This window comes from Salegentibacter sp. 24 (genome assembly GCF_004362395.1).
Classification (GTDB): Bacteria; Bacteroidota; Bacteroidia; order Flavobacteriales; family Flavobacteriaceae; genus Salegentibacter.
The window spans coordinates 1-19,945 of the sequence record NZ_SNWE01000034.1; the positions used below are offsets into that span (position 1 = coordinate 1).

Consider the following 19,945-nt stretch of genomic DNA (forward strand, 5'->3'; position numbering starts at 1 on the left):
TAGGTTAGTATTTTGGTTTTCAGACACTTAAATATAACCATATTTCTGCTTTTTTCATGCTAAAAAACTACTTTTCTTACGTCGAACTCAGGTTATTATTTTTAAGGGAATTGTATAAAAAATACTGAAAACCTCGAAAGATTCAGATACGAATCAGGCTTACTTCCATCCATTTACCAAAAGGAGTAAAAATCCCAGGCACAAATTCGCCTGAACACTTTCCATATTCTCTTCCAGGGGTTTGTCCATCATAAAACCCATTCAGGCCTAACCAAACAGGTCTTTTCTGTAGCAAAAGATCAGCTATGCTTTTGGTAAAAACACCTCGGCCATCATACAGCGAGCACTTCCCCCGCCGCATGTTTCAATCACGTCCAGGTCACTGCTTAAAATCTCGCAGTATTTTTCAATTTTAGCGATTTGATCCTGGGTTAAACTTTGATGGGCACGTGCACTCATCACCAGGTATTTCTTATCAAAAGCCCCCTGTACCTGCAACATATTCCCTGCAAATTCATGCATTTGTGCTTCCGTAATCACAATGACTTCCTTCCCATCACTCTTTAAGTGCTTTAGTACATTTTTGCGCTCCTTGGCATCATCGATAGTATCCAGGCAGATTACGGCAAATTTTTCAGCCAGGCACATCATCACATTGGTGTGATAGATCGCTTTTCTTTTTCCACTTACACTTTGATTGGCTTTAAAAATAACCGGAGTAAACTCAAAATCCTCACAAAATTCTATGAGCACATCTTCATCTGCTCTTGGGGATAAGGCACAATAGGCCTTTTGGTTTTCCCGGTCCAGCAAGATACTGCCGGTACCTTCCAGAAATAAATCGTGCTCTTCAGCTGAAGTGTAATCCACGATTTGCGTGATTTTAAATCCGTTATCCTCTAAGCTGGAGAAATACTCCATGCGCCGTTCTTTTCTCCTGTTTTCAGCAAACATGGGATATAAGGCGATATGGCCATTTTCGTGAAAGGAAACCCAGTTGTTAGGAAAAATAGAGTCCGGGGTATCGTCTTCCAGTTTATCGTCTACCACAATAACATTGACCCCAACTTTTCTGAGTTTTGAAACAAACTGGTCAAATTCGGCCTGTGCGCGCTCATTTACATTATCGCCGGTCAGATCCTTCTGAAAATAATTGTTTACCGCGGTTTGCTCGTTCATTCTAAAGGCTACCGGGCGCACCATTAAAATGGTATCTGTAATCTGTCTCATAATTTTATTCTCTAATTAGTGGAAGGGTGGAACAACGCAACAGACCTTCCTGCTTTGAAATTTCAGCATAAGGTACTTCTTCTACGGTAATATTCTGCTCCCTTAACCAGGTGTTTAATCTAGTGAAATTCATTTCTGAAATTACCACATCTTCTGCAATAGAGAAAATATTGGAATTCATATAATACATCTCATCACGGGAGATTTCGAAAACATTCTCTTTTCCGAAAAAATCGACCAGCCATTGATATTCTTCTTCCTCTAAAAAACCGTTTCTATGAATGATGGCTTTTCCTCTGCCTACAGGCTGAAAACAGCAATCCAAATGCAATGCATTATCCCGGGGTTCTGTATTTGACTTTCTCAAATTGAAAGAAACCACTTTTTTATTCGGAAATAACTCCTGTAGGGCTGTTACAGCCTGAACATTGGTTCGCGCGGTGATCAAATCTTTATAATCGCGGCCGCGGTAGGTTCCCACAAAAATGTAATCGCCAAAAGGCATCACATCACCTCCTTCTATATGGGCTTCATGGGGTAGCTGTACTATTTTGGAAGGATCTATTTGTTCAATCACATGGCTGATAGCCTGAATTTCCTGCTCTCTATCCGGCAGGATATTAGATTTAACGAATTTATCCTCGATCACAAAAGCGATATCGCGAGTAAAAATCTGGTTGTAATCTTTAATGACTTTTGGTCTAAAAACCTGCACGTCATATTTCTCCAACACCCTGGCCACGGCTTCCATTTCCCTGGTCATATCTTCCTCTTTGGGATAGGCTCCCATTCTGATAAATTCTGCTGATTTTGGATCGTATGCCTGTTCTAAAGAAGGTGCGGGTCCATTGCTTTGGGCGGTTCCTAAAACAACCGCTCTAAGCCGGGAAGTCTCATTATTGATATTCAATTTCACAAGTAAAATTTTCATCAAATATAGAAAAAGCTTCATACGATGATGAAGCTTTTTGCGAATTTATTAATAGGAAGAAGATATTCCTATCTCTTTCCAACCTCTTTGAATTCACGCAGGTTTGCACCGGTGTATATCTGACGTGGACGTCCTATGGGCTCTTTCATCAGTCGCATCTCTCTCCATTGAGCGATCCAACCCGGGAGTCTACCAAGAGCGAACATCACGGTAAACATTTCTACAGGAATACCCAGGGCACGGTATATGATTCCGGAATAGAAATCCACGTTTGGATACAATTTTCTATCCACAAAATACTGATCTTCCAAAGCTTCTTTTTCAAGTCCCTTGGCAATGTCCAGTACAGGATCATTTACGCCGAGTTGTCCAAGGACCTCATCTGCAGATTTCTTGATAATTTTCGCACGGGGATCGAAGTTCTTATAAACGCGGTGACCAAAGCCCATAAGACGGAAAGGATCCTCCTTATCTTTGGCTTTTGCCATAAACTTCTTGGTGTCCCCACCATCCTCTTTAATCCTCTCGAGCATTTCTATCACTGCCTGGTTGGCGCCACCGTGCAGTGGACCCCAAAGTGCGGAAATTCCGGCTGAAATTGAAGCAAAAAGCCCTGCATGAGAAGAACCTACCATGCGTACGGTAGAAGTAGAACAGTTTTGTTCGTGATCCGCATGAAGTATTAATAATTTATCCAAGGCCTCAATAACCGCTTTATCTACGTTGTAACTTTTTCCCGGTTTTTCAAACATCATTTTATGAAGGTTCTCTACATAACCAAGGGAATCGTCGCCATAGTTTAACGGAAGGCTGTTTTTCTTTCTAAGGGTCCAGGCTGCAAGAACCGGGAATTTACCAAGAATCTTCACTATGGCCTTATACATCTCTTCTTCAGATTCAACATTTACTGAAGAAGGGTTAAAGGCGATAAGTGCACTGGTTAAGGAGGAAAGCACTCCCATTGGATGGGCCGATTTTGGAAATCCATCAAGGATTTTTTTCATCTCTTCATCTACGGCAGACTCCTCTTTAATATCAGCATAAAATTTATCTAATTGGGTCTTTGTCGGTAACTCCCCAAAAATAAGCAGGTAGGCAACTTCAAGGAAATCCGCTTTTTCTGCCAGGGCTTCAATGGGATACCCGCGGTAACGCAGCACTCCTTTTTCCCCATCAAGGAAGGTAATGGCACTCTCACAGCTTCCGGTATTTTTATAACCCCGATCCAGGGTAATAACGCCAGCTTCAGCGCGTAATTTCTTTATATCTATCCCTAATTCGTTTTCGGTTCCTTCTACAACGGGAAATTCATATTTTTCCCCATTGATTTCAATCGTCGCAACTTTTGACATATCTTAATTTTATATACTTGATTCAACTTATTTTCGAGAGTTGCTAATTTAAGAAATCTACTGTTAATTTTGCGTTAAGCGTCGATAAGATTTTCAGTGAAACAAGTGATATCGCCAGCTTTTTTGTTGAATTATGTCCAAAAAAAATTCCCTTTTAAAATTTCTTCAAAAGGGAATTGATTTTTAATAGAATCTTCTAATTAGATCTTAAATGCCTTACGCTTTGGAAAATAAGCAACCTCGCCTAGTTCCTCTTCAATTCTTATTAACTGATTGTATTTTGCCATACGGTCACTTCTTGAAGCTGATCCGGTTTTAATCTGGCCGGTATTTAAAGCTACCGCAAGATCGGCAATGGTATTATCTTCGGTTTCGCCAGAACGGTGAGACATCACGGAAGTAAAGCCAGCGTTGTGCGCCATATTTACTGCTGCAATAGTTTCGGTCAGCGTTCCGATTTGGTTTACTTTAATAAGGATGGAATTAGCAATTCCTTCTTCAATTCCTCTTGAGAGTCGTTCCACGTTGGTTACAAATAGATCATCTCCAACGAGCTGAACCTTATCTCCAATTTTATCGGTTAAAGCTTTCCAACCATCCCAGTCGTTTTCATCCATTCCATCTTCAATGGAAATGATAGGGTATTTAGAAGCAAGTTCAGCAAGATATTCAGCCTGCTCCTGGCTAGATCTTATTTTTCCGCCTTCACCTTCAAATTTCTTATAATCGTACTTTCCGTTTTCATAAAATTCAGCAGCTGCACAATCCAAAGCAATCATTACTTCATCACCTCCTTTGTAACCGGCATTCTTAATTGCTTTGAGAATAGTATCTAAAGCATCTTCAGTTCCGTCCAATGTAGGTGCAAAACCACCTTCATCCCCGACAGCAGTACTTAAACCGCGCTCGTGCAATACTTTTTTAAGATGATGGAAGATTTCAGTTCCCATTTTTAGCGCGTGAGAAAAGCTTTCCGCCTTTACCGGCATGATCATAAATTCCTGGAAAGCGATAGGCGCATCACTATGTGACCCCCCGTTTATAATATTCATCATGGGTACAGGAAGCGTATTAGCGCTTACTCCCCCGATGTATCGGTACAATGGCAATCCAAGTTCGTTTGCGGCAGCTTTAGCTACGGCCAGAGATACACCCAGGATAGCATTTGCTCCCAGTTTGGCTTTATTAGGAGTACCGTCTATTTCAATCATGGCCTTATCGATCAGGTTCTGTTCAAATACAGAATACCCCAATAATTCCTCAGCAATTATATCATTTACATTTTCTACGGCTTTGGTCACACCCTTACCCATATAATCATCACCTCCGTCACGAAGCTCTACAGCTTCATGCTCCCCCGTAGAAGCTCCGGAAGGCACTGCTGCCCTTCCTAAAATTCCATTTTCAGTTAATACATCTACTTCTACGGTTGGATTTCCTCTGGAGTCAAAAATCTGACGGGCGTGAATATTAATTATTACACTCATAATCTTCTTTAATTAATTAATTGATTTAAATGCAAGATACAAATTGAAGCCTAAAAAAGCGAGGGAAACGGGTAGTTTTAAAGCATTTATAACATTATGGAAACACGAAATGGTTTTCTAAAAGCAACTCCTTAACAGAATCTCAGTAAAAGGTTTTATTTATTACGAAATTACCTGCACCCATAGCGAATAATCAATTCGAAAATCCCGCTTAGCTTTTGAAACTCTGGATTAAAAATTGAAATTCCTAATCGTATGCTGAGCCGAAAGGATTGTAATAAAAACGAAAACCCAATCCTATAGTAGAAGTGGAAGCTGACTGTATAAATGCGTCCTGGGCTGAAAACTCCATCTTGTCCCAAACATCATTGGCATTAATCAGTGTATAATGAAGTGAAAGCGCAAACCAGTATTTTGATGTAATTTGTAAACCTTCAAAACCTATAGCGAAACTCCAAAAAGAAGTTTTTAAGGTAGTATCTTCACTTTCTTTAACACCCACGTACCTATTATTATTACCACTGTACTCCAGATAAGCTGACTCTCCCCTTAACCTGCCAAGGTGATATTTTGGAGAAAAAGTAATATAGGCATCTTCTTCACCAAATTTAAGTTTTGGATTCAGGGTAAGTACTGAAAATTTAAAGCCTTGCCTTAAAAGGCCTTTGCTTGGATCTTGAATATTAAAATTTTCACCAAAGACAGTTCTTTCCCTTAACGTACCCCCTCCAAAATCAAAACCTATCTCCGGGGCAAGGAATTTGAATTGGTAAATTTGAGATCCTACTGAAAATTTTGCAAAGCCGTTATTTTCAAAAGCAGTATGCCGGTACATTTCAATACCTCCGTAGAAAACAGGATGCTTTTGAGCCTTGAGTTCAGAAATACAAAGAAGTAAAAGACTGCAGAAAATTAATTTGAAAGAAGCCATCCAAGTCTAAACCCGATTAAAAGAGAAAGATAAGATTCTCCTGATTCATTAAAACCATAACCCGCTCCTAAATTAAGATCTAATTTAAAACCACTATCATAATAACGCTGTAAACCCCAAACGGGTCCGATAACTCCAAAATAAGCATCATTATATTCCAGATTACCAATAACTGGTTTTCCTGATTGAACAATTCCGCTTAATGCAATATAATTAGCAGAGTTGTTCCTTATATTTTTCCCTTTATCGAGACGTTTGTCCAAATTATAATAATACCGATATTGAGCATTAAATATGGGGTAAATTCCAAAATCTTCCCCAAAATAGCTGTTCTCAAAATAAGAGAAGCCTGTCCCCAATCTTAAATCAAGAGTTGTGGATTTTGTAAGTCCGTATTCATATTCTAACCCGGGAGTTAATATGTTTACTGAAAATAATCCGTCTTCAACCGAAGCCTGATCTTGTTGTGCATTGATGGTTAGAAAAGAGAATAGGCAAAAGCTAAATAGTAATCGTTTTTTCATTGATGAGTTTTGATGAAATTGAGGCTGCAATTTAGAATAAAAACAGTTTTTACAAAAGAAAAGCCCAAAACCTTTACGTTCTGGGCTCCTTTAGCAAAACATTTTTAAATATTTTAAGCTTTTGCTCTTTTTATTCGCTCCATAAATTCATCGAATAAGTAACTGGCGTCGTGAGGTCCGGGACTTGCTTCAGGGTGGTACTGCACGGAGAAACAATTTTTGTGTTTCATCGCGATTCCGCCCACCGTATCATCGTTTAGACAAATATGGGTAATCTCCACATCAGGATTTTCCTGGGTTTCCGCCTTATCAACCGAGAAACCGTGGTTCTGAGAGGTAATCTCTCCTTTTCCGGTTTTAAGGTTTTTTACCGGGTGGTTTATTCCGCGGTGGCCGTGATGCATTTTATAGGTTTTAATGCCGTTGGCAATGGCAATGATCTGGTGACCCAGACAGATACCAAAAAGCGGATGATCTTTTTCTATAATTGTCTTTGTAAGTTTGATCGCACTTTCTAAGGGTTGTGGATCTCCTGGACCGTTTGAAAGAAAATAACCGTCAGGATTCCACTGGCTCAATTCCTCATAAGTAGCATTGTAAGGAAAAACCTTTACATATACATCGCGCTTTTCAAAATTCCGAAGAATATTCTTTTTAATGCCCACATCTAACGCGGCGATTTTATAAGTCGCATTTTCGTTTCCAAAATAATAAGGTTCTTTAGTAGATACTTTAGAAGCGAGCTCCAGTCCGTTCATATCCGGCACCTCGGCAAGTTCCTTTTTCAGGCCCTCAATATTATCAACATCGGTAGAAATAATGGCGTTCATTGCGCCGTTCTCGCGAATATAAGTAACCAAGGCGCGGGTGTCGACATCGGAAATTGCAAAAAGATTACTGTCCTCTAAAAATTCCTGAAGGGAGGAATCCGCTGCTGCCCGGGAATGGGTATAACTAAAGTTTTTACAGATAAGTCCGGAGATCTTGGCTTTATCAGATTCGCTTTCTTCGGCCAGGGTGCCGTAATTCCCAATATGCGCATTGGTGGTTACCATCAGCTGGCCGTAATAGGAAGGATCTGTAAAGATCTCCTGGTAACCGGTCATCCCGGTATTAAAACAAACTTCTCCAACGGCCTTACCGTTTTTGTCTCCTACAGCTTTTCCGTGAAAGATAGTGCCGTCCTCCAGGAGGATAATCGCTTTTTTTCGGGTTTGGTACTTCATTTTTAAAATTGTGTTGTGTTGTGGGATTTCCGCCGCTGCGGAAAAGATAACTTCGATTTAAGATATAAAAAAAGGATAAACCCAGAGAGTTTATCCTTTTTAAATATTAGAACTTTAAAAGATTCATTTTTATTCGTCTTTTTTATCTTCTTTATTTTCTGAAGATTTCTCTTCTGTTTTTCCTTCTGCCTTTGGAGCATTTGGAGTAGCCTCAGTGGATTTCTTTCTACCCGCTCTACGTGTAGATTTCTTCTTCTCTGGTTTTCCTAGCTTGTAAGTCTCGTTGTAATCAACTAACTCGATAAGAGCCATATCAGCATTATCCCCAAGTCGGTTACCTAATTTAATCACCCTTGTGTATCCACCTGGGCGGTCACCAACTTTTGGAGCTACATCACGAAACAATTCGGCTACAGCTTCCTTTTGGCGTAGTTTACTAAATACCAACCTGCGATTGTGGGTTGTATCTTCTTTAGACTTTGTTACCAAAGGCTCCACAAAAACTTTTAAAGCTTTTGCTTTAGCTACGGTGGTATTGATCCTCTTGTGCTCTATAAGAGAGCAGGCCATATTGGCTAGCATAGACTTTCTGTGAGCGGTCTTTCTACCTAAATGGTTAATTTTCTTTCCGTGTCTCATTGTTTTGTTCTTAATTCATTTTCCCAAAGCGCGATCTTTTGCCGGCTTTTATGGAAAACTACTGATGTATTAGTCCTTATCTAATTTGTATTTTGAAAGGTCCATACCAAAGTTAAGTCCTTTATTACTTACCAGTTCTTCAAGCTCTGTCAAAGATTTCTTACCGAAGTTTCTAAACTTCATAAGATCATTTTTGTTGTAAGAAACAAGGTCTCCCAGGGTATCAACTTCTGCCGCTTTCAAGCAATTTAAAGCTCTTACTGAAAGATCCATATCCACCAACTTAGTCTTTAACAACTGTCTCATGTGAAGCGATTCTTCATCATAAGTCTCGGTTTGTGCTATTTCGTCTGCCTCTAGCGTAATACGCTCATCAGAGAATAACATAAAGTGGTGAATAAGTGTTTTCGCTGCTTCAGTAAGTGCATCCTTTGGATGTATAGATCCATCGCTTACAATTTCAAAAACCAGTTTTTCATAATCGGTTTTTTGCTCTACACGATAGTTTTCAATACTATATTTTACGTTCTTTATTGGTGTATAGATAGAATCCGTAAATATAGTTCCAAGAGGTGCGTTGGCTTTTTTGTTTTCTTCGGCCGGAACATAACCCCTACCTTTTTCAATGGTCATTTCCATATTCAGGTTAACTTTCTTGTCTGCGGTACAGATCACCTGATCTGGGTTTAGGACCTGAAAGCCTGAAATGAATTTTTGGAAGTGACCGGCAGTAATTTGTTCTTCTCCAGATACAGAAATGGTAACGGCTTCGTTATCTATTTCATCAATTTGCCTTTTGAACCTTACTTGTTTAAGGTTCAGGATAATTTCTGTTACGTCTTCAACAACTCCTGGAATAGCGGAGAATTCGTGATCTACGCCTTCTATACGAATTGAAGTGATTGCATAACCTTCCAACGAAGATAAAAGCACTCTTCTTAAAGCGTTACCAACGGTCAATCCATAACCAGGTTCCAAAGGGCGAAATTCAAATTTCCCTTCGAAATCGGTTGAATCAATCATTATAACTTTATCGGGCTTCTGAAAATTTAGTATTGCCATATTACGACTTCTGTGAATTATTATTTCGAATATAATTCGACGATGAATTGTTCATTTATGTTTTCCGGAATCTGAATACGTCCGGGTACTGAAACAAAAGTTCCTTGTTTTGTTTCGTTATTCCAGGTAATCCATTCGTATACACTGCTAGAGTTAGCTAGTGAATCCTGGATTGCCTGTAAAGATTTTGATTTTTCTCGAACACTTACTACATCACCCGCTTTCAACTGATAAGATGGTATGTTTACCAACTCACCATTTACCGTAATGTGTCTGTGAGATACGAATTGCCTTGCTGCGCTTCTTGTAGGTGCGATCCCCATTCTGAAAACAACATTATCAAGACGTGATTCACAAAGTTGAAGTAGAACTTCACCAGTAATTCCCTGCGATCTTGTAGCTTTTTTAAACATATTGCTAAACTGACGCTCAAGAATACCATAGGTATACTTTGCTTTTTGCTTTTCCATCAACTGGATAGCATATTCAGATTTTTTACCGCGACGACGGTTATTACCGTGTTGTCCCGGTGGGTAATTTCTTTTCTCAAAAGACTTATCGTCTCCAAAAATAGCTTCCCCGAATTTACGGGCTATTTTAGTCTTTGGACCAGTATATCTTGCCATTAACTTTGAATTTAGAAGAAAGGGATTATGAATTAAGGTCTCTGTCCTTCGATAATCTTAACTCCTCTCTTATTGTTATACTTATTATTAAACTCTACGTCTCTTAGGAGGACGACATCCATTGTGTGGTAATGGAGTAACATCAATAATTTCTGTTACTTCAATCCCGTTGTTATGAAGCGAACGAATAGCAGATTCTCTACCATTCCCCGGCCCTTTAACGTAAACTTTAACTTTGCGCAAACCAGCCTCGTGAGCTACTTTAGACGCGTCTTCTGCAGCTAACTGGGCAGCATAAGGAGTATTCTTCTTGGAACCTCTAAAACCCATTTTTCCTGCAGATGACCAAGCAATAACGTCACCCTTTTTATTGGTAAGGGAAACTATAATGTTATTGAAAGAAGCCGTAACATGCGCTTGTCCTACGGACTCAACGGTTACTTTACGCTTTTTTTGAACTGTCTTCTTTGCCATATTAATTACTATTTAGTCGCTTTCTTCTTGTTAGCAACTGTTTTTCTTCTACCTTTTCTGGTTCTTGAGTTGTTCTTGGTTCTCTGTCCTCTAAGCGGTAAACCACTTCTGTGACGAATACCTCTATAGCATCCAATATCCATAAGACGCTTAATACTCATCTGAACCTCTGTACGTAATTCTCCTTCGATTGTAAATTCACCAACAGCTTCACGAATACGACCAATTTCATCATCGTCCCAATCAGAAACTTTTTTGCTTTCATCTACTTTGGCCTGGCTAAGGATCTTTTGAGCCCTGCTTCTACCAATTCCGAAGATATAGGTCAATGCTATAACTCCTCGCTTTTGTTTAGGTATATCTACCCCTGCAATTCTTGCCATAATTAGCCTTGTCTTTGTTTAAATCTAGGATTCTTTTTGTTAATTACGTAGAGGCGCCCTTTTCTGCGTACAATCTTGCAGTCGGCACTTCTTTTCTTTACTGATGCTCTAACTTTCATCTCTTTAGTTTTTTACAATTCACTGATTTCTGAAATATGCTCAGAATCAGGATTTCAGCATTCATAAATTTTTCAGGTTGCAAAAGTACTGAAAATTTTACAAATAGCTCAAATTACTTTTAGTATCTGTATGTTATACGCGCCTTACTCAAATCATAAGGGCTCATTTCTAACTTCACCTTATCTCCAGGCAACAATTTAATATAGTGCATACGCATCTTCCCAGAGATATGAGCTGTCACAACGTGACCATTTTCCAATTCTACACGAAACATCGCATTAGATAATGCTTCTATAATTGTTCCGTCTTGTTCTATTGCCGGTTGTTTTGCCATAATTAAGCTACTGCTTTTCTGTTTTTACCTGTTTTCATTAATCCGTCGTAATGTCTATTGAGCAAGTAAGAATTTACTTGTTGCATAGTATCTATTGCAACTCCAACCATAATTAAAAGCGAGGTTCCTCCAAAAAACAATGCCCATCCCTGTTGCACACCTAAGACCTGCACTACGATTGCTGGGAACACAGCAAGAAGAGCTAGGAAAATAGATCCTGGCAAGGTAATCTGAGACATAATTCTATCTAAAAACTCCGCGGTTTCAGTTCCTGGACGAATGCCGGGAATAAATCCTCCACTTCGCTTTAGATCATCAGCCATTTTATTGGTAGGCACAGTAATGGCGGTATAGAAGTAAGTAAAAACGATAATTAATAACGCAAATACTACATTATACCAAAAGCCGAATATATCGCTAAAGGCAGCGGTTACCCCCTGGGCAGCATCAGAATCTGACAACCCTGCTACAGCAGCCGGGATAAACATAATAGCCTGGGCAAATATAATTGGCATTACACCCGAAGCATTAAGCTTAAGTGGAATATACTGTCTGGATCCAAAAACGTTTTTCTCATAACCACCGGAGGCACTTCTTCTAGCATATTGCACGGGGATCTGACGTACAGCCATCACCAACATTACCGCAGCTAGAATAATAGCAAACCATATTACCAATTCGATAAGAATCATAATAAGTCCACCGTTAGATTCAAATACCCTGGAAGCGAATTCCTGAATGAATGCTTGTGGCAAGGTCGCAATAATCCCTACCATAATTAATAACGAAATACCATTACCAATACCTTTATCCGTGATCTTTTCACCCAACCACATTGCAAAAATGGTTCCCGTAGTAAGAATTACTACAGCAGAAGCTACAAAGGTCACCGTGTCACCTAACAAAAAGGCTTGCTGGGGAAGTGTAGCAAAAAGGTTATAAATATAACCAGGTCCCTGTACCAGGGTAATTGCAATGGTTAACCAACGTGTGATCTGATTGATCTTACGCCTACCGCTCTCTCCCTCTTTCTGAAGTTTTTGCAAATAAGGTATCGCAATACCCATTAATTGCACCACAATAGAGGCCGAGATATAGGGCATAATACCCAAAGCAAATACAGAGGCGTTAGAAAAAGCACCCCCCGTAAACGCGTTAAGCAGACCTAAAAGACCGCCATCAGTTTGAGTTGCCAGGTTAGTCAGCTGTGAGGCATCTATTCCGGGAAGCACTACTTGTGCCCCAAAACGATATACCAACAATAGACCGAGGGTTACTAAAATTCTATTTTTTAGTTCCTCGATCTTCCAAATATTTTTAATAGTATTGATGAATTTCATTTGGCTATCTATTATAAAGTAACAACTTCACCTCCAGCAGCTTCTATAGCTTCTTTTGCTGAGGCCGTAAATTTATGAACAGATATTTTCAACTTTGCCTTTAATTCACCTCTACCCAATATCTTAACTGGTTCGTTTTTACCTACAAGACCGTTTTCGATCAAGGCTTGAACATCTACAGTATCTTTAATTTTACCTTCATCAACCAAACGCTGTAAAGTATCAAGGTTCACACCCTGGTAAGCTACACGATTTCTGTTAGTGAAACCAAATTTTGGAACACGGCGCTGAAGTGGCATCTGTCCACCTTCAAAACCTATCTTCTTGGAGTAACCAGAACGAGATTTAGCCCCTTTGTGACCACGGGTGGCAGTACCACCTTTACCTGATCCTTCTCCACGGCCAACACGCTTGTTGTTACTCTTAACTGAACCTTTTGCAGGTTTTAAGTTATTTAATTCCATGTGAATCTATTATTTTGTTTCCTCAATGGAAACTAAATGTTTAACTTTATTTACCATACCAAGGATGTTTGGCGTATCGTTGTGCTCAACCGTCTGGCCTATCTTCTTCAGACCAAGAGACTCCAAAACCAATTTCTGGTTTTTAGAACGGTTAATAGCACTTTTTACTTTTGTAACTTTTATCTTTCCCATCTTTCTCCTTGATTTATCCTTTAAAAACCTTTTCTAATGAAATACCACGTTGTTTAGCAACAGTATCTGCGCTTCTTAACTGAAGTAATGCATCGAAAGTAGCTTTTACTACGTTGTGTGGGTTTGAAGACCCCTGGTTTTTAGAAAGTACGTCGTGTACACCAACCGCTTCCAGTACCGCACGAATTGCACCACCGGCAATAATCCCGGTACCAGTTGAAGCAGGTAGCAAAAGAACTCTTGCACCACCATACTTACCTTTTTGTTCGTGAGGAAGGCTTCCTTTATGTAAAGGAATACGCACTAAATTCTTTTTTGCATCTTCCACAGCTTTAGAGATGGCATCAGCAACTTCTTTAGATTTCCCTAAACCTTGCCCAACAACACCATTCTCATCTCCTACTACTACGATAGCAGAAAATCCAAAAGCTCTACCACCTTTGGTCACTTTGGTCACACGTTGTACTCCTACCAAACGGTCTTTTAATTCAAGTCCGCCCGGTTTTACATGTTCTACGTTTTTATAATCTTGATACATAATTTTCTAGAATTTTAGTCCTCCTTCTCGAGCACCTTCTGCTAATGATTTAACTCTTCCGTGATACAGGTAACCACCTCTGTCAAAAGAAATGGTTTCTACACCGGCTTTCAAAGCTTTTTCAGCAAGGGCTTTACCAACCAATTCTGCTTGCTTGGATTTATCACCCTCTACTGACACGCCTTTATCTCTCGAAGAGGCTGCAGCTAGTGTTTTTCCTTCTACATCATCTATAATTTGAGCATAAATTTCTTTATTACTTCTAAATACAGATAATCTTGGACGGCTAGCGGTACCCGTAATTGACTTACGAACACGCTTTCTTATCTTATTTCGTCTATCTTGTTTTGAAACTGCCATATCTAAACTTTATTAAGCTGATTTACCTGCTTTTCTACGTAATTGTTCTCCAACGTACTTGATACCTTTACCTTTATAAGGTTCTGGTGCTCTAAAGGAACGTATTTTAGCAGCTACCTGGCCCACAAGTTGTTTATCATAAGAAGTTAATTTCACGATTGGGTTTTTCCCTTTCTCTGAAATCGCCTCTACTTTAACTTCCGGCGCCAAATCTATTACAATATTATGGGAAAACCCAACGGCTAAATCTAATTTTTGTCCCTGGTTAGAAGCCCTATATCCAACTCCTACAAGTTCCAAAGATTTCGTATATCCGTCAGTAACCCCTTCAATCATATTGTTAATCAAAGCACGATAAAGACCGTGTTTTGCTTTTTGATCACTTTTCTCGGAAGAACGTTCAAAAGTAATTACGCCATCTTCAATTTTCACATCAATGTCGCTCACTTGCTGCTTAAGTTCTCCTAATTTTCCTTTTACCGTTACAACACCATCTTTAAGGTCTACATTGACACCTTCTGGAATTGTAATTGGGCTTTTACCTATTCTTGACATTTCTTTAGTCTTTTAAGTATTAGTAAACGTAACACAATACTTCACCACCAACTTTTTCGGCTTTAGCCTGCTTCCCGGTCATTACACCGTGAGAAGTAGAAACTATAGCAATACCCAGACCGTTAAGGATACGAGGTAATTCATCAGCGCCAGCATACTTACGTAAACCGGGTTTACTTATTCTCTGGATAGCTTTAATTACAGGTTCTTTTGTGATTTTGTCATATTTCAGGGCGATTTTAATCGTTCCCTGAGCAGTGGCATCATCGAACTTGTAACTAAGGATATATCCCTGGTCGAATAATATTTTTGTAATTTCCTTTTTAAGGTTAGAAGCTGGTATCTCTACCACCCTGTGGTTTGCAGCCACAGCGTTCCTAACTCTCGTCAAATAATCTGCAATAGGATCTGTATTCATCTATCTTAATTTGCGGATGTGGTTTTCATCCCGTCACTCGGGAGAACCTTCAACCAATTTATATTTTACCAACTAGCTTTTCTAACCCCAGGAATTAATCCCTTGTTAGCCATCTCTCTAAACATTACACGAGAAAGTCCAAACTGTCTCATATAACCTTTTGGCCTACCAGTTAATTTACAACGGTTGTGCAAGCGTACAGGAGAAGAATTCTTTGGTAATTTCTGTAAACCTTCAAAGTCACCTGCCTCTTTAAGAGCAGCGCGCTTATCCGCATACTTTTTAACCATTTTTTGTCTCTTCACCTCACGGGCTTTCATTGATTCTTTAGCCATAATTAATTCTTTTTAAAAGGTAATCCTAGTTCGGTTAACAATGATTTCGCTTCCTTATCGGTTTTTGCCGTGGTCACGAAGGTGATATCCATACCATTAATTCGGTTTACCTTATCAATATCGATCTCCGGAAAGATGATTTGTTCGGTAACACCTAAATTATAGTTTCCTCTACCATCAAAACCATTAGCCTTAATCCCGTTAAAGTCACGAACACGTGGAAGTGCCGATGTGATTAAACGATCTAGGAATTCGTACATTCTGTATCCTCGCAAAGTAACTTTTGCCCCAATTGGCATTCCTTTACGAAGTTTGAACGAAGCAACATCCTTTTTAGAAATGGTTTGCACCGCTTTTTGACCGGTGATGGTAGAAAGTTCATCTACAGCGTGGTCAATTAGCTTTTTATCTGCTACAGCTGCACCAACGCCACGACTCAAAACTATTTTCTCTAGTTTTGGAATCTCCATTACGTTAGCGTAGCTAAATTCTTCTTTTAATGCAGGCTTAACTCGCTCTGCATATTCTGCTCTAAGTCTTGGTACGTATGCCATAACTAAATTACTTCATTAGATTTTTTGGAAAATCTTACTTTCTTTCCATCCTCTTCTTTATATCCAACTCTGGTAGTATTACCATCTTTGTCTAACAAAGAAAGGTTAGAAATATGAATAGGAGCTTCTTTCTTTACAATTCCACCTTGTGGGTTAGATGCACTTGGCTTCTCATGTTTTGAGATAGTGTTCACACCTTCCACGATGGCCTTATTCTTTTCTATGAGTACTTTTTGAACTTTACCTTCCTGACCTTTATGATCACCGGCAACAACTCTTACAGTATCTCCAGATTTTATTTTAAGCTTTCTCATCTTGTTAATGTATTAAAGCACCTCGGGTGCCAATGATACAATTTTCATGAATTGCTTATCACGAAGTTCTCTCGCAACCGGACCAAATACACGAGTTCCGCGCATTTCCCCGGTAGGGTTTAGCAATACACAGGCGTTATCATCAAAACGGATATAGGACCCGTCCTGCCTGCGTACTTCTTTCTTGGTACGAACTACAACTGCTGTTGAAACTGCACCTTTTTTGATATTACCGTTAGGTGTAGCTTCTTTTACGCTGACAACTATCTTGTCCCCAACAGAAGCGTATCTTTTCTTTGTACCGCCCAATACACGAATGGTCAAAACTTCTTTTGCCCCGGTATTGTCTGCTACTCTTAGTCTAGACTCTTGTTGTACCATTACTTCGCTCTTTCAATTATTTCTACTAATCTCCAACATTTTGATTTACTTAAAGGTCGTGTCTCCATGATCCTTACAGTATCTCCTTCGTTGCAGTCGTTTGTTTCGTCGTGCGCTACGTATTTTTTCGTTTTCAAAACGAATTTTCCATACATAGGGTGTTTTACTTTCTTAACTTCAGAAACCACGATTGATTTCTGCATTTTATTACTGGTAACAACACCTATACGCTCTTTTCTTAAATTTCTTTTTTCCATCTTTCAGCAGAATAACACTTATTGTTGTTCTCTTTTAGTTAACTCTGTAGCAAGTCTCGCTATAGTTCTTCGTACAGCTCTAAGCTGTATTGGGTTCTCTAATGGCGAAACTGCGTGAGCCATTTTCAAATCTGAATATGCTTTTCTAGATTTCCCAAGCTCTTCTTGTAATTCTGCCACAGACAGTTCTTTTACTTCTGATTGTTTCATAACTTTATAATATTAAGCTTGATAATCTCTAGCTACAATAAATTTGGTTCTTACAGGAAGTTTCTGTGCCGCAAGCCTTAAAGCTTCCTTGGCAACATCCATTGGCACTCCACCAATTTCAAACATAATTCTTCCTGGTTTTACAACAGCAGCCCAATATTCCACGGCACCTTTACCTTTACCCATACGAACCTCTAGAGGTTTCTTAGTGATCGGCTTGTCTGGAAATATTTTAATCCAGATAGAACCTTCCCTTTTCATATATCGGGTAGCAGCAATACGTGCAGCTTCAATTTGACGGGCAGTAATGAAACTAGAATCCATAGATTTAATTCCAAAGGTTCCATTAGAGAGTCTATGCCCTCTTCCGGCATTACCTTTCATACGGCCCTTCTGCTGTTTACGGTATTTTGTTCTTTTAGGTTGTAACATTTTTCTTTACTTTAAAAAATTACTTTCTACGACGTGATTTGTTACCACCTCGACCGGCTCCAGGTTTTCCTCCTTGCTTCTTGGACATACCAACAAGGGGAGAAAGATCTCTTTTACCGTACACTTCGCCTTTCATTATCCATACTTTAACACCCAATCTACCATAGGTAGTGTGAGCTTCAATTAAAGCATAGTCAATATCGGCCCTAAAAGTAGACAGAGGAATTCTACCATCTTTGTATGCTTCTGAACGTGCCATTTCAGCACCATTTAAACGTCCGGAAATCTGAATTTTGATCCCTTCTGCATTCATTCTCATAGCAGCCGCGATAGCCATTTTAATTGCACGACGGTAAGAAATACGATTTTCAATTTGTCTTGCAACACTAGATGCCACTAAATGCGCATCAAGTTCTGGCCTCTTAATCTCAAAGATGTTAATTTGAACTTCCTTGTCGGTAATTTTCTTCAGCTCTTCTTTAAGCTTGTCTACCTCCTGGCCGCCTTTACCGATAATGATACCCGGTCTGGCAGTGGTGATAGTAACGGTTACAAGCTTAAGCGTACGCTCAATAATTACCCTAGATACACTCGCTTTTGAAAGTCGAGCATGGATGTACTTTCTAATCTTATCGTCTTCGGCCAATTTATCGCCGTAGTCATTTCCTCCGTACCAGTTGGATTCCCATCCTCTTACGATACCAAGGCGATTCCCGATTGGATTTGTTTTCTGTCCCATACTCTACTTAGCTTTGTGTATTATTGTTTTCTCCAAGCACCAAAGTAACGTGATTGGATCTCTTTCTAATTCTATGTGCGCGACCCTGTGGTGCAGGACGTAGCCTTTTAAGCATCGCTCCTCCATCTACACGGATTTCTTTTACAAACAATTCAGCTTCTTCAATATTAGCATCTTCGTTTTTAGATTGCCAGTTGGCTATTGCAGAAAGCAATAATTTCTCTAAACGTCCAGAAGCTTCTTTTGTACTGAATTTTAATATTTGAAGCGCTCTTTCTACTTTCTCACCTCTTACTAAATCCGCAACTAAGCGCATTTTTCTAGGTGAAGTAGGGCAGTTATTCAACTTTGCAAAAGCTACCTGTTTTTTGGCTTCTTTTATCTGCTCTGCTCTTTCTCTTTTACGAACTCCCATAGCTTCAATTATCTTTTACCTTTATTTTTTGCACCTGAATGCCCTCTAAAGGAACGTGTTGGTGAAAATTCTCCTAATTTATGCCCTACCATGTTCTCTGTCACATAAACAGGTACAAATTGTTTCCCGTTATGAACAGCGATGGTTTGCCCTACAAAATCTGGAGTAATCATAGAAGCTCTAGACCAGGTCTTGATCACGGCTTTTTTTCCAGACTCAACATTCTGAGCAACCTTCTTATCTAACTTATAGTGAACGTAAGGTCCTTTTTTTAATGAACGTGCCATATCTTATTATTTCTTTCTACGTTCTACAATATATTTATTACTCGCTTTTGTTCTTGAACGGGTTTTGAAACCTTTAGCAGGTAAACCTTTTCTTGAACGTGGGTGACCACCGGAAGCTCTTCCTTCACCACCACCCATTGGGTGATCTACAGGGTTCATCGCAACTGGTCTTGTTCTTGGCCTAATACCCAACCAACGTTTTCTACCAGCCTTACCAGAAACTTGAAGCTGGTGATCACTATTTGATACAGCTCCAATAGTCGCCATACACGTAGCTAACACTCTTCTAATTTCTCCTGAAGGTAGTTTTACGGTTGCATATTTTCCTTCTCTTGCCAATAACTGAGCAAAAGCCCCGGCACTTCTTGCCATAACAGCACCTTGCCCGGCTCTTAGTTCAATACAAGAAACCACAGTACCAAGCGGAATGCTTGATAACGGCATTGCATTTCCAATTTCTGGAGCAGCCGAATCTGTGCTTGATACAATATTTTGACCTACCTGCAACCCGTTTTGAGCAATAACATATCGTTTCTCACCATCCTGGTAATTCAACAATGCGATAAAGGCTGTTCGGTTTGGATCGTATTCTATACTTGCAACAGTAGCAGGAATCCCGTGCTTGTCGCGTTTAAAGTCTACAATTCTGTAACGTCTTTTATGACCTCCACCTTTGTAGCGGATCGTCATTTTTCCCTGACTGTTTCTACCACCTGACTTTTTAATCGGAGCCAAAAGGCTTTTTTCCGGCTTATCAGTAGTCACGGCGTCATACCCGTTTACTACTCTAAAACGCTGGCCAGGGGTGATTGGTTTTAATTTTCTAACTGACATT

The 19,945-nt window shown here is 39.5% G+C and carries 33 protein-coding genes; all 33 read right to left on the reverse strand.

The features are described from left to right. Window positions 1-142 precede the first annotated feature (142 nt). Window positions 143-295 (reverse strand): hypothetical protein, encoded by a 153-nt coding sequence (locus DET49_RS18535; RefSeq protein ID WP_166636608.1) that lies wholly within the window; start codon window positions 293-295, stop codon window positions 143-145. An 8-nt stretch (window positions 296-303) separates the two neighbouring features. Next, the gene (ctlX, locus tag DET49_RS17105) at window positions 304-1,230 is read right to left on the reverse strand and encodes a citrulline utilization hydrolase CtlX (protein ID WP_133549908.1); all 927 of its coding nucleotides are present in this window, start codon (window positions 1,228-1,230) and stop codon (window positions 304-306) included. Between the two features lie 4 nt (window positions 1,231-1,234). Then, window positions 1,235-2,161: a dimethylarginine dimethylaminohydrolase family protein gene (locus tag DET49_RS17110; protein ID WP_243729710.1), complete on the reverse strand. Its 927-nt coding sequence runs from the start codon at window positions 2,159-2,161 to the stop codon at window positions 1,235-1,237. 68 nt (window positions 2,162-2,229) lie between these two features. Continuing rightward, a complete protein-coding gene (locus DET49_RS17115) occupies window positions 2,230-3,513 on the reverse strand; it encodes a citrate synthase (protein WP_133549912.1) in 1,284 nt (427 codons plus the stop codon). Between the two features lie 200 nt (window positions 3,514-3,713). After that, a complete protein-coding gene (gene eno, locus DET49_RS17120; protein ID WP_133549914.1) occupies window positions 3,714-5,000 on the reverse strand; it encodes a phosphopyruvate hydratase in 1,287 nt (428 codons plus the stop codon). 247 nt (window positions 5,001-5,247) lie between these two features. Then, window positions 5,248-5,931, reverse strand: a complete 684-nt coding sequence (locus tag DET49_RS17125) for a hypothetical protein (RefSeq protein ID WP_133549916.1) — start codon at window positions 5,929-5,931, stop codon at window positions 5,248-5,250. Next, window positions 5,913-6,455 (reverse strand): hypothetical protein, encoded by a 543-nt coding sequence (locus DET49_RS17130; RefSeq protein WP_133549918.1) that lies wholly within the window; start codon window positions 6,453-6,455, stop codon window positions 5,913-5,915. Before DET49_RS17130 ends, DET49_RS17125 begins: the two co-directional genes overlap by 19 nt. Before the next feature lie 113 nt (window positions 6,456-6,568). Then, window positions 6,569-7,681: a glutamine-hydrolyzing carbamoyl-phosphate synthase small subunit gene (gene carA, locus DET49_RS17135; RefSeq protein ID WP_133549920.1), complete on the reverse strand. Its 1,113-nt coding sequence runs from the start codon at window positions 7,679-7,681 to the stop codon at window positions 6,569-6,571. 129 nt (window positions 7,682-7,810) lie between these two features. Then, entirely contained in the window at window positions 7,811-8,320 is a 510-nt protein-coding gene (gene rplQ, locus DET49_RS17140; protein WP_133549922.1) for a 50S ribosomal protein L17, read from the reverse strand. A 69-nt stretch (window positions 8,321-8,389) separates the two neighbouring features. Next, the gene (locus tag DET49_RS17145; protein ID WP_075324936.1) at window positions 8,390-9,382 is read right to left on the reverse strand and encodes a DNA-directed RNA polymerase subunit alpha; all 993 of its coding nucleotides are present in this window, start codon (window positions 9,380-9,382) and stop codon (window positions 8,390-8,392) included. 20 nt (window positions 9,383-9,402) lie between these two features. Next, the gene (gene rpsD, locus DET49_RS17150) at window positions 9,403-10,008 is read right to left on the reverse strand and encodes a 30S ribosomal protein S4 (protein WP_133549924.1); all 606 of its coding nucleotides are present in this window, start codon (window positions 10,006-10,008) and stop codon (window positions 9,403-9,405) included. 87 nt (window positions 10,009-10,095) lie between these two features. Continuing rightward, the gene (rpsK, locus tag DET49_RS17155; RefSeq protein WP_037319270.1) at window positions 10,096-10,482 is read right to left on the reverse strand and encodes a 30S ribosomal protein S11; all 387 of its coding nucleotides are present in this window, start codon (window positions 10,480-10,482) and stop codon (window positions 10,096-10,098) included. Window positions 10,483-10,490: 8 nt separating this feature from the next. Continuing rightward, on the reverse strand, window positions 10,491-10,865 hold the full coding sequence (gene rpsM, locus DET49_RS17160; protein WP_079712964.1) for a 30S ribosomal protein S13: 375 nt from the start codon (window positions 10,863-10,865) through the stop codon (window positions 10,491-10,493). Between the two features lie 2 nt (window positions 10,866-10,867). Continuing rightward, window positions 10,868-10,984 carry a type B 50S ribosomal protein L36 gene (gene ykgO, locus DET49_RS17165; RefSeq protein ID WP_013305171.1) on the reverse strand — a complete coding sequence of 39 codons (117 nt, stop codon included), beginning with the start codon at window positions 10,982-10,984 and terminating at the stop codon, window positions 10,868-10,870. A gap of 119 nt (window positions 10,985-11,103) precedes the next feature. Continuing rightward, a complete protein-coding gene (infA, locus tag DET49_RS17170) occupies window positions 11,104-11,319 on the reverse strand; it encodes a translation initiation factor IF-1 (protein WP_013073244.1) in 216 nt (71 codons plus the stop codon). Between the two features lie 2 nt (window positions 11,320-11,321). Beyond that, window positions 11,322-12,659, reverse strand: a complete 1,338-nt coding sequence (gene secY / locus DET49_RS17175) for a preprotein translocase subunit SecY (protein WP_133549926.1) — start codon at window positions 12,657-12,659, stop codon at window positions 11,322-11,324. 11 nt (window positions 12,660-12,670) lie between these two features. Beyond that, window positions 12,671-13,123 carry a 50S ribosomal protein L15 gene (gene rplO, locus DET49_RS17180; RefSeq protein WP_133549928.1) on the reverse strand — a complete coding sequence of 151 codons (453 nt, stop codon included), beginning with the start codon at window positions 13,121-13,123 and terminating at the stop codon, window positions 12,671-12,673. 9 nt (window positions 13,124-13,132) lie between these two features. Next, window positions 13,133-13,315, reverse strand: coding sequence for a 50S ribosomal protein L30 (gene rpmD, locus DET49_RS17185; RefSeq protein WP_075324941.1), 183 nt, complete (start codon window positions 13,313-13,315; stop codon window positions 13,133-13,135). 13 nt (window positions 13,316-13,328) lie between these two features. After that, complete coding sequence (gene rpsE / locus DET49_RS17190; protein ID WP_133549930.1) at window positions 13,329-13,853, reverse strand: 30S ribosomal protein S5; 525 nt, start codon at window positions 13,851-13,853, stop codon at window positions 13,329-13,331. 6 nt (window positions 13,854-13,859) lie between these two features. Next, window positions 13,860-14,213, reverse strand: coding sequence for a 50S ribosomal protein L18 (gene rplR / locus DET49_RS17195; RefSeq protein WP_075324943.1), 354 nt, complete (start codon window positions 14,211-14,213; stop codon window positions 13,860-13,862). 12 nt (window positions 14,214-14,225) lie between these two features. Further along, a complete protein-coding gene (rplF, locus tag DET49_RS17200) occupies window positions 14,226-14,768 on the reverse strand; it encodes a 50S ribosomal protein L6 (protein ID WP_133549932.1) in 543 nt (180 codons plus the stop codon). Between the two features lie 19 nt (window positions 14,769-14,787). Continuing rightward, complete coding sequence (gene rpsH, locus DET49_RS17205) at window positions 14,788-15,186, reverse strand: 30S ribosomal protein S8 (protein WP_133549934.1); 399 nt, start codon at window positions 15,184-15,186, stop codon at window positions 14,788-14,790. 65 nt (window positions 15,187-15,251) lie between these two features. Next, window positions 15,252-15,521: a 30S ribosomal protein S14 gene (rpsN, locus tag DET49_RS17210; protein ID WP_133549936.1), complete on the reverse strand. Its 270-nt coding sequence runs from the start codon at window positions 15,519-15,521 to the stop codon at window positions 15,252-15,254. A gap of 2 nt (window positions 15,522-15,523) precedes the next feature. Beyond that, on the reverse strand, window positions 15,524-16,075 hold the full coding sequence (gene rplE, locus DET49_RS17215; protein ID WP_133549938.1) for a 50S ribosomal protein L5: 552 nt from the start codon (window positions 16,073-16,075) through the stop codon (window positions 15,524-15,526). Between the two features lie 2 nt (window positions 16,076-16,077). Then, a complete protein-coding gene (gene rplX / locus DET49_RS17220; RefSeq protein ID WP_133549940.1) occupies window positions 16,078-16,389 on the reverse strand; it encodes a 50S ribosomal protein L24 in 312 nt (103 codons plus the stop codon). A 12-nt stretch (window positions 16,390-16,401) separates the two neighbouring features. Further along, a complete protein-coding gene (gene rplN, locus DET49_RS17225) occupies window positions 16,402-16,770 on the reverse strand; it encodes a 50S ribosomal protein L14 (RefSeq protein WP_037319239.1) in 369 nt (122 codons plus the stop codon). Beyond that, window positions 16,770-17,027: a 30S ribosomal protein S17 gene (gene rpsQ, locus DET49_RS17230; RefSeq protein ID WP_037319236.1), complete on the reverse strand. Its 258-nt coding sequence runs from the start codon at window positions 17,025-17,027 to the stop codon at window positions 16,770-16,772. Before rpsQ ends, rplN begins: the two co-directional genes overlap by 1 nt. A gap of 18 nt (window positions 17,028-17,045) precedes the next feature. Beyond that, window positions 17,046-17,237 carry a 50S ribosomal protein L29 gene (rpmC, locus tag DET49_RS17235; protein WP_037319233.1) on the reverse strand — a complete coding sequence of 64 codons (192 nt, stop codon included), beginning with the start codon at window positions 17,235-17,237 and terminating at the stop codon, window positions 17,046-17,048. A gap of 12 nt (window positions 17,238-17,249) precedes the next feature. Further along, window positions 17,250-17,669, reverse strand: a complete 420-nt coding sequence (gene rplP / locus DET49_RS17240) for a 50S ribosomal protein L16 (RefSeq protein WP_057482229.1) — start codon at window positions 17,667-17,669, stop codon at window positions 17,250-17,252. A 19-nt stretch (window positions 17,670-17,688) separates the two neighbouring features. After that, on the reverse strand, window positions 17,689-18,408 hold the full coding sequence (gene rpsC / locus DET49_RS17245) for a 30S ribosomal protein S3 (protein ID WP_133549942.1): 720 nt from the start codon (window positions 18,406-18,408) through the stop codon (window positions 17,689-17,691). 7 nt (window positions 18,409-18,415) lie between these two features. Then, window positions 18,416-18,823, reverse strand: coding sequence for a 50S ribosomal protein L22 (gene rplV, locus DET49_RS17250; RefSeq protein ID WP_133549944.1), 408 nt, complete (start codon window positions 18,821-18,823; stop codon window positions 18,416-18,418). An 8-nt stretch (window positions 18,824-18,831) separates the two neighbouring features. Beyond that, window positions 18,832-19,110 carry a 30S ribosomal protein S19 gene (gene rpsS / locus DET49_RS17255; RefSeq protein WP_057482232.1) on the reverse strand — a complete coding sequence of 93 codons (279 nt, stop codon included), beginning with the start codon at window positions 19,108-19,110 and terminating at the stop codon, window positions 18,832-18,834. 6 nt (window positions 19,111-19,116) lie between these two features. After that, on the reverse strand, window positions 19,117-19,944 hold the full coding sequence (rplB, locus tag DET49_RS17260; RefSeq protein WP_133549946.1) for a 50S ribosomal protein L2: 828 nt from the start codon (window positions 19,942-19,944) through the stop codon (window positions 19,117-19,119). Window position 19,945 lies beyond the last annotated feature (1 nt).

Excerpts from the sequence above, each read along its gene's own strand:
- ctlX (WP_133549908.1), bottom strand. The coding sequence starts at position 1,230 with ATGAGACAGATTACAGATACCATTTTAATGGTGCGCCCGGTAGCCTTT.
- DET49_RS17110 (WP_243729710.1), bottom strand. The coding sequence starts at position 2,161 with ATGAAAATTTTACTTGTGAAATTGAATATCAATAATGAGACTTCCCGG.
- DET49_RS17115 (WP_133549912.1), bottom strand. The coding sequence starts at position 3,513 with ATGTCAAAAGTTGCGACGATTGAAATCAATGGGGAAAAATATGAATTT.
- eno (WP_133549914.1), bottom strand. The coding sequence starts at position 5,000 with ATGAGTGTAATAATTAATATTCACGCCCGTCAGATTTTTGACTCCAGA.
- DET49_RS17125 (WP_133549916.1), bottom strand. The coding sequence starts at position 5,931 with ATGGCTTCTTTCAAATTAATTTTCTGCAGTCTTTTACTTCTTTGTATT.
- DET49_RS17130 (WP_133549918.1), bottom strand. The coding sequence starts at position 6,455 with ATGAAAAAACGATTACTATTTAGCTTTTGCCTATTCTCTTTTCTAACC.
- carA (WP_133549920.1), bottom strand. The coding sequence starts at position 7,681 with ATGAAGTACCAAACCCGAAAAAAAGCGATTATCCTCCTGGAGGACGGC.
- rplQ (WP_133549922.1), bottom strand. The coding sequence starts at position 8,320 with ATGAGACACGGAAAGAAAATTAACCATTTAGGTAGAAAGACCGCTCAC.
- DET49_RS17145 (WP_075324936.1), bottom strand. The coding sequence starts at position 9,382 with ATGGCAATACTAAATTTTCAGAAGCCCGATAAAGTTATAATGATTGAT.
- rpsD (WP_133549924.1), bottom strand. The coding sequence starts at position 10,008 with ATGGCAAGATATACTGGTCCAAAGACTAAAATAGCCCGTAAATTCGGG.
- rpsK (WP_037319270.1), bottom strand. The coding sequence starts at position 10,482 with ATGGCAAAGAAGACAGTTCAAAAAAAGCGTAAAGTAACCGTTGAGTCC.
- rpsM (WP_079712964.1), bottom strand. The coding sequence starts at position 10,865 with ATGGCAAGAATTGCAGGGGTAGATATACCTAAACAAAAGCGAGGAGTT.
- ykgO (WP_013305171.1), bottom strand. The coding sequence starts at position 10,984 with ATGAAAGTTAGAGCATCAGTAAAGAAAAGAAGTGCCGACTGCAAGATT.
- infA (WP_013073244.1), bottom strand. The coding sequence starts at position 11,319 with ATGGCAAAACAACCGGCAATAGAACAAGACGGAACAATTATAGAAGCA.
- secY (WP_133549926.1), bottom strand. The coding sequence starts at position 12,659 with ATGAAATTCATCAATACTATTAAAAATATTTGGAAGATCGAGGAACTA.
- rplO (WP_133549928.1), bottom strand. The coding sequence starts at position 13,123 with ATGGAATTAAATAACTTAAAACCTGCAAAAGGTTCAGTTAAGAGTAAC.
- rpmD (WP_075324941.1), bottom strand. The coding sequence starts at position 13,315 with ATGGGAAAGATAAAAGTTACAAAAGTAAAAAGTGCTATTAACCGTTCT.
- rpsE (WP_133549930.1), bottom strand. The coding sequence starts at position 13,853 with ATGTATCAAGATTATAAAAACGTAGAACATGTAAAACCGGGCGGACTT.
- rplR (WP_075324943.1), bottom strand. The coding sequence starts at position 14,213 with ATGGCAGTTTCAAAACAAGATAGACGAAATAAGATAAGAAAGCGTGTT.
- rplF (WP_133549932.1), bottom strand. The coding sequence starts at position 14,768 with ATGTCAAGAATAGGTAAAAGCCCAATTACAATTCCAGAAGGTGTCAAT.
- rpsH (WP_133549934.1), bottom strand. The coding sequence starts at position 15,186 with ATGAATACAGATCCTATTGCAGATTATTTGACGAGAGTTAGGAACGCT.
- rpsN (WP_133549936.1), bottom strand. The coding sequence starts at position 15,521 with ATGGCTAAAGAATCAATGAAAGCCCGTGAGGTGAAGAGACAAAAAATG.
- rplE (WP_133549938.1), bottom strand. The coding sequence starts at position 16,075 with ATGGCATACGTACCAAGACTTAGAGCAGAATATGCAGAGCGAGTTAAG.
- rplX (WP_133549940.1), bottom strand. The coding sequence starts at position 16,389 with ATGAGAAAGCTTAAAATAAAATCTGGAGATACTGTAAGAGTTGTTGCC.
- rplN (WP_037319239.1), bottom strand. The coding sequence starts at position 16,770 with ATGGTACAACAAGAGTCTAGACTAAGAGTAGCAGACAATACCGGGGCA.
- rpsQ (WP_037319236.1), bottom strand. The coding sequence starts at position 17,027 with ATGGAAAAAAGAAATTTAAGAAAAGAGCGTATAGGTGTTGTTACCAGT.
- rpmC (WP_037319233.1), bottom strand. The coding sequence starts at position 17,237 with ATGAAACAATCAGAAGTAAAAGAACTGTCTGTGGCAGAATTACAAGAA.
- rplP (WP_057482229.1), bottom strand. The coding sequence starts at position 17,669 with ATGTTACAACCTAAAAGAACAAAATACCGTAAACAGCAGAAGGGCCGT.
- rpsC (WP_133549942.1), bottom strand. The coding sequence starts at position 18,408 with ATGGGACAGAAAACAAATCCAATCGGGAATCGCCTTGGTATCGTAAGA.
- rplV (WP_133549944.1), bottom strand. The coding sequence starts at position 18,823 with ATGGGAGTTCGTAAAAGAGAAAGAGCAGAGCAGATAAAAGAAGCCAAA.
- rpsS (WP_057482232.1), bottom strand. The coding sequence starts at position 19,110 with ATGGCACGTTCATTAAAAAAAGGACCTTACGTTCACTATAAGTTAGAT.
- rplB (WP_133549946.1), bottom strand. The coding sequence starts at position 19,944 with ATGTCAGTTAGAAAATTAAAACCAATCACCCCTGGCCAGCGTTTTAGA.